This window comes from Cumulibacter soli (assembly GCF_004382795.1).
Taxonomy (GTDB): Bacteria; Actinomycetota; Actinomycetes; order Mycobacteriales; family Antricoccaceae; genus Cumulibacter; species Cumulibacter soli.
This window is the reverse complement of record NZ_SMSG01000007.1, coordinates 53,570-67,814: the sequence shown is the minus strand read 5'-3', so window position 1 is coordinate 67,814 and position 14,245 is coordinate 53,570. Positions and strand designations below refer to the sequence as shown.

At 62.9% G+C, this 14,245-nt stretch carries 13 protein-coding genes; 9 read left to right on the top strand and 4 right to left on the bottom strand.

Annotation, left to right across the window (positions count from 1 at the left end; genetic code table 11):
- Positions 1 to 111: 111 nt before the first annotated feature.
- Together E1H16_RS15615 and E1H16_RS15610 are read right to left on the bottom strand one after the other, a co-directional pair.
- A complete protein-coding gene (locus tag E1H16_RS15615; protein WP_208379097.1) occupies positions 112 to 1,260 on the bottom strand; it encodes a YbfB/YjiJ family MFS transporter in 1,149 nt (382 codons plus the stop codon).
- Between the two features lie 90 nt (positions 1,261 to 1,350).
- On the bottom strand, positions 1,351 to 2,271 hold the full coding sequence (locus E1H16_RS15610; protein ID WP_134324852.1) for an LLM class flavin-dependent oxidoreductase: 921 nt from the start codon (positions 2,269 to 2,271) through the stop codon (positions 1,351 to 1,353).
- 157 nt (positions 2,272 to 2,428) lie between these two features.
- On the opposite strand from E1H16_RS15610, the gene E1H16_RS15605 reads away from it, so the two are divergent.
- On the top strand, positions 2,429 to 4,000 hold the full coding sequence (locus tag E1H16_RS15605) for an AMP-binding protein (protein ID WP_134324851.1): 1,572 nt from the start codon (positions 2,429 to 2,431) through the stop codon (positions 3,998 to 4,000).
- A 58-nt stretch (positions 4,001 to 4,058) separates the two neighbouring features.
- Here the strand turns inward: E1H16_RS15605 and E1H16_RS15600 are convergent, their stop codons facing one another.
- Both E1H16_RS15600 and E1H16_RS15595 read right to left on the bottom strand, forming a co-directional pair.
- Positions 4,059 to 4,529 carry an SRPBCC family protein gene (locus tag E1H16_RS15600; protein ID WP_134324850.1) on the bottom strand — a complete coding sequence of 157 codons (471 nt, stop codon included), beginning with the start codon at positions 4,527 to 4,529 and terminating at the stop codon, positions 4,059 to 4,061.
- An 11-nt stretch (positions 4,530 to 4,540) separates the two neighbouring features.
- Positions 4,541 to 5,296: an SDR family NAD(P)-dependent oxidoreductase gene (locus tag E1H16_RS15595; protein ID WP_134324849.1), complete on the bottom strand. Its 756-nt coding sequence runs from the start codon at positions 5,294 to 5,296 to the stop codon at positions 4,541 to 4,543.
- 347 nt (positions 5,297 to 5,643) lie between these two features.
- Between E1H16_RS15595 and E1H16_RS15590 the strand changes: the two genes are divergently transcribed.
- From E1H16_RS15590 to E1H16_RS15555, 8 genes are all read left to right on the top strand, one after another.
- On the top strand, positions 5,644 to 7,266 hold the full coding sequence (locus E1H16_RS15590; RefSeq protein WP_166741797.1) for an ABC transporter substrate-binding protein: 1,623 nt from the start codon (positions 5,644 to 5,646) through the stop codon (positions 7,264 to 7,266).
- Entirely contained in the window at positions 7,263 to 8,213 is a 951-nt protein-coding gene (locus tag E1H16_RS15585; protein WP_134324847.1) for an ABC transporter permease, read from the top strand. Before E1H16_RS15590 ends, E1H16_RS15585 begins: the two co-directional genes overlap by 4 nt.
- Before the next feature lie 2 nt (positions 8,214 to 8,215).
- A complete protein-coding gene (locus tag E1H16_RS15580) occupies positions 8,216 to 9,130 on the top strand; it encodes an ABC transporter permease (protein ID WP_134324846.1) in 915 nt (304 codons plus the stop codon).
- Positions 9,131 to 9,140: 10 nt separating this feature from the next.
- Positions 9,141 to 10,877, top strand: a complete 1,737-nt coding sequence (locus E1H16_RS15575) for a dipeptide ABC transporter ATP-binding protein (protein ID WP_166741796.1) — start codon at positions 9,141 to 9,143, stop codon at positions 10,875 to 10,877.
- Positions 10,878 to 10,917: 40 nt separating this feature from the next.
- Entirely contained in the window at positions 10,918 to 12,324 is a 1,407-nt protein-coding gene (locus E1H16_RS15570) for an amidase (protein WP_134324844.1), read from the top strand.
- Between the two features lie 43 nt (positions 12,325 to 12,367).
- Positions 12,368 to 12,562 carry a hypothetical protein gene (locus tag E1H16_RS15565; protein WP_134324843.1) on the top strand — a complete coding sequence of 65 codons (195 nt, stop codon included), beginning with the start codon at positions 12,368 to 12,370 and terminating at the stop codon, positions 12,560 to 12,562.
- A gap of 72 nt (positions 12,563 to 12,634) precedes the next feature.
- Entirely contained in the window at positions 12,635 to 12,826 is a 192-nt protein-coding gene (locus E1H16_RS15560) for a hypothetical protein (RefSeq protein ID WP_134324842.1), read from the top strand.
- A gap of 4 nt (positions 12,827 to 12,830) precedes the next feature.
- A complete protein-coding gene (locus tag E1H16_RS15555; RefSeq protein ID WP_134324841.1) occupies positions 12,831 to 14,240 on the top strand; it encodes an amidase in 1,410 nt (469 codons plus the stop codon).
- The last annotated feature ends 5 nt before the right edge of the window (positions 14,241 to 14,245 follow it).

The window sequence follows — 14,245 nt, the reverse complement described above, 5'->3', positions numbered from 1 at the left end:
TATGTTAGAAGTGGCAGTGATCGGGATTCGATCGCTGCCTTTTGTGTTGCACCGTTTTGCGGGGGCCTGCACTGGTCGTCGAACGTGGTTCTCGTGTTGGGCCAGAGCGGCCTACGCCGTCCTCGGATTGGGAACGCGAACGCGCAGCACCAGCGCAAAGACCAGTGAGGCCAGTACGCACCCCGCGCCGACCCAAAGCGCGACGTGGTAGCCATCGCGCAGTAGCGGCGCAACCACCAGCGGTCCGAGGATCTGCCCGACGCTGTACGCCGTGGTGAGGATGGGCACGGCGCGGGGGAACGGCAGGTCGGGGCCGATGCTGAGGGCGAGGATTGCGATCGGCACAAAGGTGCCACCGAACAACACTGCGGCCACTAGTGCGGCACCGGCATTCTCGGTCATAGCGGGCAGCGAGACGCCGACGAGCTGGAGGGTGAGCGCCGCGGCCATCAGCGTGGTTCGCGAGAATCGGCGGGTGAGTGATAGCCAGATCACCACGCTCACCGACGATGCGAGACCCACCAGGATCCAGGCACTGCTACCGACCCAAGCGGCGGCTGTGGCGTCGATCGCCGCGACGAGGAACGTTCCCGCGATGATGTAGCCAACGCCTTCGAGGGTGTAGCTGACCGTCAGGATCGAGAACGACGCCGTAGCGCGTTTTCGAGGCTCGGTCGCGCCGGCTGTCGCCGGTTGTGGCGGCTGTTCAGGGACGAACCGCCATGCCACGGCCGCCAGCAGCGCAGCGAGTGCGCCCGTCGTCAGCCAGGCGGTTTGCCACGTTCCAATCGAGCGCACCACCAGGACCAGTGCGCCGCTCACCGCGATTCCGACACCGACTCCTGCCATCGCCCAACCGCTGAGGTGCCCGCGAGCTGCACCCAGGAATCGATTCAGTCCGGCGACCGCGGCCATGAAGATAATGGCGCTGGCGATTCCGGAAACGAGCCGAAGCGCGCTCCATAGCACTATCGACCCCGGAATGGCCATCATCGCAATAGCGACGACGCTCACCGCGAGGCAAACCTTCATGATCAGCGCGGAGTGCAAGATTCGGGGCCAGACGATTCCGGCTGCGGCGCCGAGGAAGTAACCGATGTAGTTCATCGTCGCCAGGAGTGCTGAACCGCTGGCGCTGAGCCCGGCCGACTCGGTCATCAACGGCAGGATCGGCGTGTAGACGAACCGACCGATACCCATGGCCATCGCGAGGGCGGCGGCGACCTGCAGGATGATCGGCCACGGGCTGCGGTAGTTCAATGCGGTTCCTCGTGAAATTAGCAACCGGGGCGACAACGCGCACGATGCTGCAGCGTTGCCGTCTTCCGGCTCAGGTCAGTGACTCGACAGTTAGTCTGCGAAGGTCTCGAGGATCTTTCGTGCCCCGCCTAGGTGGCCGCCTTTGACGGCTCCCGGAACGAGAATCGGCGTGTTCACGCCGGCGTCGAACCATTCCTGAGTCTTGTCGCGGACCTCGGCCGCGGGGCCGTACAGCGTCACAGAGGACAGCCACCGATCGCTCATCAACTCCGGTATGCGCTGCGGGTTCTGATCGGCGATAGCGGCCTCGAACGCGTCCATTTCCTCCTCGAAGCCCGCCTGGCGCCAGTAGTTGCGGTAGTTCGGCAGCATCGCATAGCCCTGCAGCGATGCGCGGTGACGGTTGGCCGCCGCTTCCTTGTCGTCATCAATGATCGTCGGGATCATGTTCGCGATCTGGTATCCCGCCTCCCGGCGCTCGGCGGGGATCTGCGCGACCGCGCGGGCGGCGTCGTTGACGCTGATATTCGCGAAGATAGTGCCGACTCCGAGTTCCACGCTCAGCGCGATCATCTTGTTGCGCAACGCCGCGAACATCAGCGGCGGTAGGCCGAGGGCGGGGTCGTCGGGCTTCGGGTCTGCAGCCCGAAGGTCGGTGACGTACTGCCGAATATCGCTGAGCGGCTTGCCGCGGTTGATGACGCCGACCCGGTCCATAGCCGGCTCGTGGCTCACGCCGAGACCCAGCACGAATCGTCCGCCGGACACCTCGTTGAGGTACGACGAGTAACTGGCCAGGCCCGAGGCGTTCTGCAGGTAGATCGGCTGGATCGAGGTCGCGATCTGAATGTTCTCGGTCGCCATCGCCAGCGAGCCGGACAGACCGAGCGCCTCACCCGGGCTCGGGATCCACACCCCGGGAAAACCCTGACGGTCCGCCTCGACAGCGACGTCAATGGTCTGCTGGCGGCGGCCTGGCACAGCGATAAGGGTAATGGCGGGTTTACGCATTGCGGCTCCTTGGTGATCGCGGGACAGTCTCGAACTCCGGTTCAGGCTAACCAACCGGCCGTGGCACGCACCACTGACACCGAAGGTGGATGCGTTGACAAGGCATCGGCGCGCATGACAGCGTTCGCCGCATAACAGCCGGACCAGTGAGGCGCCGATGGACGCGAAACCCCAACCTCTGCCCGAGATCGTTCGAGACGTCGCGCGATCGGATCCGATGCGTACCTGTCTGATCGAAGCAGGTGGCCGGAGCGCGACGTACACCGAAGTGCACAAGAACGCCTTACGGTGGTCGCGGTTACTACGCGATCGGGGCGTTGCCCGTGGCGACACGGTCGCGACGATGTTGCCTACCTCGATCGCTGCAATCGAAATATGGCTGGGAATAGCCTGGATCGGCGCCATCGAGGTCCCGATCAATACCGCCTACCGCGGCCGGATGCTCGAGCACGTTCTGGACGACTCAGCGACAGCGACCGTCCTCGCCACGTCAGACTTCGCGGAGGTACTACGCGAACCGCTCGCGCAGCGCGAGTCGATCACCACGCTGGTAGTCGCCGGCGGGCTTGACGAGCGAACGCGCTCCCTGGAGAACATCGACATTGTCGACGGATCGCAGCTGCCCGAGCCGCTAGCCGACGCAGATCTGAGCGCGCTAGCGATGCATGAATTGAGCTGCATCCTCTACACCTCGGGAACCACCGGTCCATCGAAAGGCGTGATGGTCCCGTGGGCACAAATGTTCGCCACAGCCCTCGGCGGGGCACCGGGGGTCGATGTCGGACCGGATGACGTGCTGTACGTACCGTTCCCGTTGTTCCATGTCAGCGGCAAGAACATGATCTACCTGAGTTCACTCGCCGGCGGGCACTCGGTGCTCAAGGCGCAGTTCAAGACGGACGAGTTCTGGCGAGATATCCGTGATTACGGATGCACCATTACCTTGCTGCTCGGTGCGATGGCGAACTTCGTGTACAACCAGCCGGAGTTGCCCGACGATGCCGACAATCCGTTACAGATCGTCACGATGGTTCCGGTTATCGCCGATGTGGCCGCGTTCAAAGAGCGCTTTGACGTGCAGGTCACCACTGTCTTCAACATGACTGAGACGAGTTGCCCATTGACCTCTGACGGTTTCGATCTTGGACCGGCCGGAAGCTGTGGACGGCCGCGTGCGGGATACCAAGTGCGACTGGTTGATGAACTTGATCGGGAGGTCCCGCCCGGAGTGCTGGGCGAGTTGGTGCTGCGATCGGACGAGCCGTGGACGCAGATGGCCGGTTACTGGAAGAGGCCCGAGGCCACGGTCGCTGCCTGGGGTAATCAATGGCTGCACACCGGCGATGGATTCATCCGGGACGAGAATGACAACTACTTCTTCGTCGACCGGAAGAAAGACGCTATACGGCGCCGCGGTGAAAACATCTCCTCGTTCGAAGTCGAGGCGCAAGTCAATGAGCATCCGGCCGTGCTGGAGTGTGCAGCAGTAGCGGTGGCATCTGAACACAGCGAGGACGAGGTGAAGATCGCGGTGGTCTTGCATGAACCTGGCAGTTTGCCCGCCGCAGACCTGCACGCCTACCTCGTCGAGCGGATGCCGAAGTTCATGGTTCCGCGATATATCGAATTTCTGGACGAGTTGCCAAAGACGCCAACACAGAAGATTCGCAAAGTCGTGCTCCGTACTGACGGGATTACCGTCGGCACGTGGGATGCTGCGGCCAACTAGCCGGTGACGCGGAGGCAACCTCGGACGGTTGATTTATGCAGTCACCTGATCAGTGACGCTAACCAGTGACGTAGGCGTCGAGGGTCTTCAACGACTCATCAATGAACTCGACCGGCACGGCAGGAAATCCGCCGAACTCGGCGCGAACGGCCTCTGGCACGTCCGTCCAGTCGTACGTCAAGGTCACAGCGGTGCCGCCATCAACTGGTTCGAGATCGTAACGCCACCACCAACCGCCGCTGCCCCAGGTGCCGTTCTCGGTCTGGCCGGGCTGCCAAGCGATCGTGCGGTTGGGCTCGAGCGCGATCACCTTGTTGTCGATTTCGTACCGACCCGCGTTTACGTGGAACATCTCCATCCCGAACATTTGGCCAACGCGGGTGAGTTTGTCGGGGTTCGATTCGAGTGCGCCGCGGACCCAGTCGGTGGGTTCGGTGCGCGAGTGCTGTGCGGGATCGCTGAGTACGGCGAAGATCGCTTCTGGTGCGGCGGCGATGGTGCGGGTGCGGACGTGCTGTTCGATGGACATGAGACCACTCCTTACTGTTCAGTGCGGGGTCGGCCCCGGTAGAGGCCTTCGGTTGCCAGGCCACTACCGCCGTCCAAGCGCAGTACCTGACCGGTGATATAGGACGCGCTGCCCGATAGCAGGAAGGCGATCGGTTCGGCGACCTCACGCAGTTCGCCGACCCGCTTCATCGGCATGGCGCTCAGCAAACGCTCGGTCGTCTCTGCGGGCAGGGCTGCGACCTTCGGTGTGGCGAACAGGTGCGGGGCGACACCGTTGACTCGGATGCCGTCAGCGGCCCATTCTGCGGCGAGGGTACGGATGAGTCCGACAATGCCGGCCTTCGCCGTGGCGTACGCCGCTTGTCCGAGTCCGCCGTCCAGCCCCGCCACCGAACTGACCATCGCGATCGCTGCTCCGGCCGTTCCCTTCAGATGCGGGTACGCGGCCTGCGCAACGAAGAACTGCGACATCAGATTGCCCTCGATATCACCGCGAAACGCATCCGCGCTGAACCGCTCGGCGCGATGGATCGTGTCGACGACTCCGGCGGCTCCGATCAGTCGATCGATGCCACCAAGGGTTGCGGCCGCGTCCTCGACGGCACGCTTCGCCTGAATCTCGTCGCTTAGATCGGCTTCGACGTGTGCGCCGCTGCCTTCGACGTCGATTCCGACGACCTGGGCGCCTAAACCACCGAGTAATTCGCGCAATGCCGTGCCGAGTCCACCACAGGATCCGGTAATGACGATCTTGAGTCCGGACCACTCTTGCGTATCGGGAAACACATGACCTCCGGTATTACGGTGTCGCTCTTCGTCGGTGTCACGCTACGGCTGGTGGCGGCGGGCCGTCAATTGATGAGCGGCCTGGCGTCGCGCTCTGGATACGTTCGTGGGCGGTATGAAACATGTCCGAAACTGTTCGGCAGTTTTGTATGTCGCACCTCACCGATCCTTCGTCGATTCCGCAGAATCCGATCAGATCCCTTACAACATCGGCATTCTTGGGAAAACGACTCGCAACATCCGCGGAGCTTAATTAATGGCACGCCGCGTGAGCGGCGATCCGCAAATCGGACTCGGTTCGCTCCCCGTAGATGGGCGAGTGGGCGACGGCGAAGGAGAGTGCACGCTTGAACAGAAAGACTCATCGTCACAGGATTCGGTTAAGCGGCGCCTGCGTGGTCATCATGGCCGCGGTACTGGGCACGTCGAGTTGTATGGTTCCGGCGTCCGGTGAGGCGTGGAGTGACACGCTGGTGATCGGTATCGAGTCCGAGCCGGACATTCTCGACCCCCAGGGCGCGGGCGGGTGGGTGACCTACCGAATCAATCACCAGATGTTTGAGGGTCTCGTCGGCCAGGATCTATCGCAGCCTTCGGCAGAGGCCGCGAGCACCGAACTCAAACCGCTTCTCGCTGAGAGTTGGGATATATCTGCTGATGGGCTGACCTATACCTTCCAATTGCGCGAAGGAGTGAAGTTTCACGACGGTACGCCGTTCAACGCGCAGGCCGTCGATTTCAACATCCGGCGGATGTGGGACAAGGACGCTCCGCAGTACGACGTACGAGCGGCGGGCAACACGACGTTCTTGTGGCAATTCCTCGAGGACATCACCGTGGTCGACGACTACACCGTCGCGTTGACGATGTCCCAACCGTTCTCGCCATTCTTACGCCTGATGGCGCAAGGCGGGACCGGGGCAGCTGTGATGATGTCGCCCGATGCGGTTGAGAAGTACGGCGATCAGATCCAGAACCATCCGGTTGGCACCGGACCGTTCAAGTTCGAGGACAGGGTGCGCGGCGAGCGGGTCACGCTGGTGCGTAACGACGACTATTGGGGTGAGGAAGCAGAACTGGAAAAGGTCGTGTTCCGGCCGATCCCGGACGCCGCCGCTCGAGTGAATTCGTTGCGTAACGAAGAGACGGACATGATCGCGGTCCCAACACCCGACAGTATCGCGAAACTTGAGGACGACGGATTCGTGATCACCGAGGCAGCTCCGCCGCACATCTGGTACCTCACGGCGAATATGAACGAGGAGCCGATGCAAGACGTGCGGGTCCGCCAGGCGATCAGTATGGCGATTGATCGAGAAGGTATGGCCGATGGCCTGCTGGAGAGCACCGCGCTGCCTGCCTATCGCAACCAGGCCCCGGCGAACAGTGCGTATCTCGCATCCGCTGATACGCCGTACAAGTACGACCCGCAGAAGGCGAAGGAACTGCTGGCGGAAGCCGGGTACCCGGATGGCTTCAGCACCGTACTGGAGACGTCCGTCGACGGCTCCGGGCAGATGGTTCCCGTGCAGATGGCGGAGTACATCCAGCAAAATCTGGCAGCGGTTGGCATCGACGTCGAGATCCAGACCTACGAATGGATCTCCTACATCTCGCACTACAACGAGGGCCTGCAGGACGGCGTAGGAATGGCCCAGATGTCGTGGGGGATGAGCACACCGTACTGGTTGGGCATCGTCACGAACGTGAACCTGATCGCACCGAACGGCCCGAATGTCGGATATTACGACAATCCCGAGATGCAGGACGCGATCGATGCGGCAATTCTCGCCACCGATGACGAGACGGCGACCAAGTTGTGGGCAGACGTGAATGCCATCGCCATCGAAGACCTCCCGTTCATCCCGATCGTCAACGACAAATCTCCGTACGTGCTATCCCCGAGGGTTGAGGGCTTCGTCCTGGCCAGCGAGGAATGGTACGACCTGACGAATGTGAGCCTGTCATGACGCTCTTCTCGCTGAAACGAATTGGCTCGGCACTACTGGTGTTGCTGGGCGTCACCTTGATCGTGTTCTTGTTGCTGCAGCTCGTGCCGGGCGACCCCGCGCGCGCCATCCTTGGACAAGGCGCCACCGATGAGGCAGTACAGCAGTTACGCAATGAGTTGGGGCTCAACGACTCGTTGCCGCAGCAGTACGCCACCTACCTCGGCGGATTGTTGACCGGTGACTTCGGAACATCGATCAGTCAGGGTCTTCCAGTGCTCGAGCTGTTGCTACCGAAGCTCGGTAACACGCTGATCCTGGCCGCGGCCGCGCTCATCATCGCCGTGGTATTCGGCGTCACGCTCGGAGTCATCGCGGCTCGCAAGCAGGGTGGCATCTTCGACAGGGTCGCGATGGCGCTCTCGCTAGGCGGTGCCAGCGCTCCCGTTTACTGGGCTGGCCTGCTGGCCGTAGCGGCGTTGTCATTGGGACTCGGATGGTTCCCGACCGGCGGCATGTATAACGCGCGAGAGCCCGGCGGATTCCTCGATCTCATCTCGCATCTCGCGTTGCCGGCGGTCGTGGCGGCGTTGGTGCCGCTGGCGGTGATCGCGCGCCTCACTCGGGCCGAGGTCATCGAGGCGCTCAGTGGTGATTACGTGACTGTGCTTAGAGCGTCCGGGATTTCCGAGCGCACGATGCTGTGGAAGCACGTGCTACGCAATGCGCTGCCATCGTTGATCGGGATTATCGGACTCCAGGTCGGATACCTGCTCGGCGGCGTCATCTTCGTCGAAGTGGTCTTCCAGTGGCCGGGCCTCGGCCAGCAGCTGTACACGGCGATCACCGCTAACGACCTACCGATCGTCCAAGCCGGCGTCCTGTTCGTGGCGATTGTGTTCGTCGTTATCAACCTCATCTCGGATTTGCTGACCGCGGTCCTTGATCCTCGCGCTAAGGCGGCCTGACAATGACCTCTGATTCTCTGGCGTTGGGCGCTCGATCGGGCGCTGTGTCCGAAACAGCACCGATGACGACCGGTCGCATGCGGCTGGCGATGAAGGCGTTCTTACACGACAAGGCCGCCACCATCGCGTTGGTGATCCTGCTTCTCGCGATTCTGTCCGCCGTATTCGCGCCGCTGTTGACCTCGTACGATCCGCTGGTCGGTGACATCTCCCAACGGCTTGCGCCGCCGCTTACCGAGGGACACTGGCTGGGACTCGACGGTCAGGGGCGCGACATCTGGACCCGTCTCGTGTACGGCGGCCGCTACTCATTAACCGTCGCGATGGTCCCGGTGCTGGTGGTGTTCCCCATCGCGTTGGCGATCGGGTTGTTTGCGGGCAGCAGTCGCAGCAGAATCGGGGCGTTCCTAATGCGGTCCCTCGATGCAGTGTTCGCGTTCCCGATCGTGTTGTTGGCGCTCGCGCTGTCTGCGGTGTTGGGGCGCGGCCTGGGGAACATGATGTTGGCGATCGGTATCACGCTGCTGCCGTACATGGCCCGAGTCGCGTACACCGCGACGATGCAGGAGGCAAACCGCGAGTACATCGAGGCGGCGCGTGCTGCCGGATCTTCCCGGTCGCAGATCCTGTTCCGTGAACTCATGCCCAACGTCGTCTCCCCGCTGATGGTCTATGCGACCTCGACGATGGGGTTGATGATCGTTGCCGCCGCCGGACTGAGTTTTCTCGGGGTCGGCATCGTTCCGCCGACGGCCGACTGGGGTGTGATGACCGCCGACGGTACCGAGGTTCTGCTGGTCGGACATCCACACGTGTCAACGATCCCGGGCCTCGCGATCATGGTTGTCGCACTCTGCTTCAACCTCGTCGGCGATGGCCTGCGCGATGCACTCGATCCACGCAAACAAACGAAGTAGGAGCGCACACATGACTGACATGATTCTGCAGATCTCGGGCCTGAAGACCTACTTCAACACCGAGTCCGGACAGGTTAAAGCGGTCGACGGAGTCGATATCGCCGTACCGCGCGGTGGCATCGTCGGCATCGTCGGTGAGTCCGGCTCGGGAAAGTCGGTGACCGGAATGACGGTGATGGGCCTTCTACCGGACACCGCAGAGATCGCCGCCGGCGAAGTGACTTTCGATGGCGCGGATTTGCTGGCGATGCCGCCGTCCGAGCGGCAGAAAATCCGCGGGTCACGAATCGGCATGGTGTTTCAGAGCGCGCTCACCGGACTCGACCCTTCCTTTCGAGTTGGATCGCAGCTCGTGGAGGTGATCCGGCGGCATCAGGATGTCTCTAAGGCCAAGGCAGCGGCAATGGCGCTGGAGTCGCTGGAACTCGTTGCGATGCCTGAGCCGCAGCGGCGAATGCGAGCGTATCCACACGAACTCAGCGGGGGGCAGCGGCAGCGCGTCCTCATCGCGCAGGCGTTGTCGTGCAAACCGGATCTGCTGATCGCCGATGAACCAACGACCGCGCTCGACGCGACTGTGCAGAAGCAGATCGTCGATCTGCTGGTCGACGTGAACCGTCGCCTCGGCACCGCCATCGTGATCGTCACGCACGATTTCGGCGTGGTTGCTCGGATGTGCCAGCACGTAGTGGTCATGCGATCAGGGCAGGTCGTCGAACAGGGCCCCGTTCACGACGTACTACAAAACCCGCGTGCGGAGTACACCAAGGCGCTGATCAGCGCGGTGCCGAAGTTCGACCTCAGCCTCGAGGAGCGCCGCGTGCCGCGCGCCGACCGACGACTGACCGAGCTCGGAAACCCTGATCGATTGCCTCGCGTGAACCGTTTCGCTCGTGACGTGAATGTCGGGCTCGACGGGATGACCCCCGCCGAACGACGCACGTCCGATCTGCCGGTAGTTCGCGTACGCGAGCTGCGTAAGGAGTATCCGATCGGGCGCGGTAAGTCGTTCACCGCAGTCAAGTCGGTTGACATCGACATCGCGCGTGGCGAGTCCTTCGGCCTCATCGGCGAGTCAGGTTCCGGCAAGACGACGATCGGTCGGATGATGCTCGGGCTCGTCGATTCCACATCGGGCGTGATCGAGTTCGAGGGAAATGACATCACGAACATCGGAAGAGGGCGAGACAAAGGCTTCCGGCGATCGCTGCGGCAACGCACCCAGATCGTCTTTCAGGACTCCGGCTCAGCCTTCAACCGACGGCGCAGCGTCGGCGAACAGATCGCGTTCGGCATGACCCAATTCGGTCTATGTGAGCCGAGAATGGCCCGCGAACGGACGCTCGAACTGCTCGAACGCGTGGGCATGCAACCGGCGCACTACGGCCGCTACCCGCACGAGTTCTCCGGCGGACAGAAGCAGCGTCTGGGAATCGCACGCGCCTTGGCCAGCGAGCCCGAGTTTCTGGTCCTGGACGAGCCGACCGCGGCTTTGGATGTCTCGGTGCAGGCGCAGATTCTCAACCTGCTCAAGGATCTACAGGCCGAGCGGCGGCTGACGCTGCTGCTGATCACGCACAACCTGCCGCTCGTGGAGTTCATGTGCGAGCGGGCCGCGGTGCTCAACCACGGTGAGATCGTCGAGACCGGACCGGTTGATGACATGTTCCAGAATCCGCGGCATGCGATCACGCGAACCCTTGTGGACGCCGTACTCGAGCCGCGAGTCGCCACGACAGCCGCGTAACCAAGGACGCCGGCTTAGGCCGGAGAAAGGGAATCCAACTATGACCCTCACAATCCAGACCGCACTAGAGCAACTTGCAGCAGGGGAGACGAGCGCCGTCGAGCTCACCAAGAACGCGCTAGCGAACGCTGACGCGAACGACGGTGAGCTGGGCGTCTTCATTCGGCGTGACGACGCGACTGCCCTGGCCGCGGCGCAGGCCAGCGACGATGCACGGGCCGCAGGGGAGCCGATGGGGCCCCTGGCGGGGATCCCGCTCGGGATCAAAGACATCATCACTACCGAGGAAGGGCCAACCACCTGTCAGAGCCTGGTATTCGACTCTTCCTCAATGTCCGGGGATGCGACCGTCGTGCAGCGGTTGCGCGCAGCCGGTGCGGTCATCGTCGGAAAGACGACGACGATGGAGTTCGCGATCGGCACCCCGGACACCGAGAAGCCGTTCCCGATTCCACGCAATCCCTGGGATACCGACACCTGGCCCGGCGGGTCGAGTTCGGGCACTGGCGGCGGGGTCGCGTCGGAAATGATGCTCGGTGGCCTCGGCACGGACACCGGTGGCAGTATCCGGATCCCAGCGGCGTACTGCGGAATCACCGGCCTTAAGGCGACTTTTGGTCGGGTGCCAAAGGATGGCTGCGCACCGTTAGGGTTCTCCCTCGATCACATCGGGCCGATGACGCGCTCGGCGTACGACGCAGCGCTGATGCTCAACGTGATGGCTGGCGCCGGACCGCTAGATCCTAATTCTGCCGACGTTCCGGTCCCGGATTACACGGCTGGTCTGTCCGGGGATTTGAGCGGACTGCGGGTCGGCGTCGACAGGCTTGAGCGCGTGTACACCGAGGCGGCGGCCCGGGCCGAGCTCGGCGCTGCATTCGATGAACTGGAGGCGCGCCTTACCGAGGCCGGTGCCATCGTAGTGCCTGTCGAACTCCCGCTCTACGAGCAGGTTGCCACGGCTTCGATGATGCTGATGATCGTGGAGGCTGCGGCGTACCACTCAGTCGACTTCATCGATCGGTGGGCTGACTACTCCCGAGGTTTGCGCGAGTGCCTGTCCATGGCGACGCTGTACAGCTCGGCGGACGTCGTACAGGCTCAGCGAGTACGACGGGTGGGAGTGAAGGCCGTCCAGGAACTGATGACACACGTCGATGTCGTCGCGACCCCGACGACCACTTGTGGCGCCTTGACGTTCGACGACGTCGAACGGATGTGGGACGGGCCGGGATCGACGAACCTCACTGGCTACTGGAACGGCGTCGGGAATCCCACGCTTGCGATGCCTTTCGGGTTCACCTCGGGCGGACTGCCGCTGGGCGTATCGCTGTCAGCGGCGGCTTTCGAAGAGGCGACCGCGCTACGGGTAGGGCACGCATACCAGCTGCGCACCGACTATCACCTGCAGCGTGCGCCGCTACTGGCAGCCGCCGTTCCCGTCTGAGCAGCGTGAGTACACATCCGACCAACGTGACCAGGAGAGATCGATGAAAGCAATGACGACCGACGCAGCACAGATCATCGAGCTGCGCTGTGCGGAGATGCGATTCCCCGCCACAGCGGAAGAGAAGGAGCGGCTGACTAATCGTTACCTCGCGCGACGTGCCGAGGTCGAGGCCCTGTACGCGATGAGCGAGGTGAAGTACGAAGAACCGGGAGTGTTCTTCCGACCGACGCCCTAGCGGACCACCAGGCGCCGACGGTCTTGTGCCGGCTGGCGCGTTCGAATCATCGAGGACAGAACGGATACGGAAATGATGACCCAAGACGATGTTGCGACCGTGGGCGCGATCGTGAGCCTGGCCGAACTCGATACCCCTGATCATCGGCTGGCAGTGATCACGAGCGCGGCATTACCTACACAACAGATGATCCGGCAGATGGCTAACGACGTCGACCTCGGCGAGACACCGCCGAGCAGCGCTTTTAACGCGGGATGGGAGTAAGCAAATGCAACCACGTGAGATGACCATGGTCGATCTGGCGACGGCGATCGCACAACGCGAAATCAGCCCTCGCGAGGTAGTCGAGTCTTCGCTCGAATGTATCGAGGCGCTCGAGCCCCAGGTTGGCGCTTTTGCAACGGTCACCGCAGACCACGCCAGGGCACAGGCAGTGGCAGCAGAGAAAGACATTGTCGCGGGGCGCTACCGGGGCCCGCTGCATGGGATCCCGATCGCGATCAAGGACTTGATCAATACCGCGGGGATCCCCACGACGTCCTCCTCGCAGGTACGCGCCGGCTACGTGCCCGAGGACGATGCGGCGGTGATTCGGTCGCTGAACAGCGCGGGTGCGGTGATGGTCGGTAAAGCGCACACGCACGAGTTCGCGTTCGGCGCTACCACGCCGACGACACGCAACCCGTGGGATCTCTCCCGGATTCCAGGTGGCTCCAGCGGTGGTACGGCGGCCGCGATCGCCTACGGGGCAGTGCATGCCGGTCTCGGTAGCGACACCGGAGGGTCGATCCGGATCCCTGCTGCGTTGTGCGGCACGGTCGGGTTGAAGCCGACGTACGGCCTTGTTCCGCGTACAGGCGTGACCTCGCTGTCCTGGTCGTTGGATCACGTCGGCCCGTTGACGCGCAACGTCGCGGACGCCGCCTTCATAATGAACGCGATCGCGACCTACGACGGCGGTGACCCTGCCTCGGTGCGTCGTCCGTCGGAGGATTACGCGCGGCTGCTGAGTTCTGGCATCGAGGGCATGCGGATCGGCGTGCCGACCAACTGGTTCACCGACTATGTCGATGCTGAGGTTGCGTCCGCAACGAGCGCCGGGATCGAGGTGCTGCTATCGCTAGGGGCCGAGATCGTCGAGGTCGAGATCCCGATGACGAAGCATCTCACCGCGATGGAGTGGGCGATCATGATGCCGGAAGCGAGCGCCTATCACCGCAAGGCGATGCGGAGCTGTCCTGAGCTATTCACCGAAGAGACACGGCAGTTGCTGGAGGTCGGCGAGACGATCCTCGCCACGGATTACGTCGATGCTCTGCGGATGCGCCAGTTGTTCAAAGCCGCGTGGATGGACATGATGTCGGACTGCGATGTTCTCGTTGCACCGAGTACGTTCGCGCCGGCCGTACCTGCCGAGAACCCGGTGTACGAGTTCCCTGATGGGCGCGTCGAGGCCGCGACGCCAGGCTACGTCCGGCTGTCGTTGCCGATGAATCTGACTGGCTTGCCGTCGTTGCAGATTCCCTGCGGCCTGAACGCGAGCGGTCTACCGCTCGGCCTGCAGATCATGGGCAAGCCGTTTTCCGAGGCGTCGCTGCTTGGTGTGGGTGCCGCCTATGAGGCGGCCACCGAGAACGTCGGCCTGATCGCGCCGCTGGGGTCGCTCGCGGCGGCGTAGCAGCA

Coding starts and splice junctions, on each gene's coding strand:
- E1H16_RS15575 (WP_166741796.1), top strand. CDS start 9,141: ATGACTGACATGATTCTGCAGATCTCGGGCCTGAAGACCTACTTCAAC.
- E1H16_RS15600 (WP_134324850.1), bottom strand. CDS start 4,529: ATGTCCATCGAACAGCACGTCCGCACCCGCACCATCGCCGCCGCACCA.
- E1H16_RS15610 (WP_134324852.1), bottom strand. CDS start 2,271: ATGCGTAAACCCGCCATTACCCTTATCGCTGTGCCAGGCCGCCGCCAG.
- E1H16_RS15560 (WP_134324842.1), top strand. CDS start 12,635: ATGATGACCCAAGACGATGTTGCGACCGTGGGCGCGATCGTGAGCCTG.
- E1H16_RS15570 (WP_134324844.1), top strand. CDS start 10,918: ATGACCCTCACAATCCAGACCGCACTAGAGCAACTTGCAGCAGGGGAG.
- E1H16_RS15580 (WP_134324846.1), top strand. CDS start 8,216: ATGACCTCTGATTCTCTGGCGTTGGGCGCTCGATCGGGCGCTGTGTCC.
- E1H16_RS15585 (WP_134324847.1), top strand. CDS start 7,263: ATGACGCTCTTCTCGCTGAAACGAATTGGCTCGGCACTACTGGTGTTG.
- E1H16_RS15555 (WP_134324841.1), top strand. CDS start 12,831: ATGCAACCACGTGAGATGACCATGGTCGATCTGGCGACGGCGATCGCA.
- E1H16_RS15565 (WP_134324843.1), top strand. CDS start 12,368: ATGAAAGCAATGACGACCGACGCAGCACAGATCATCGAGCTGCGCTGT.
- E1H16_RS15605 (WP_134324851.1), top strand. CDS start 2,429: ATGGACGCGAAACCCCAACCTCTGCCCGAGATCGTTCGAGACGTCGCG.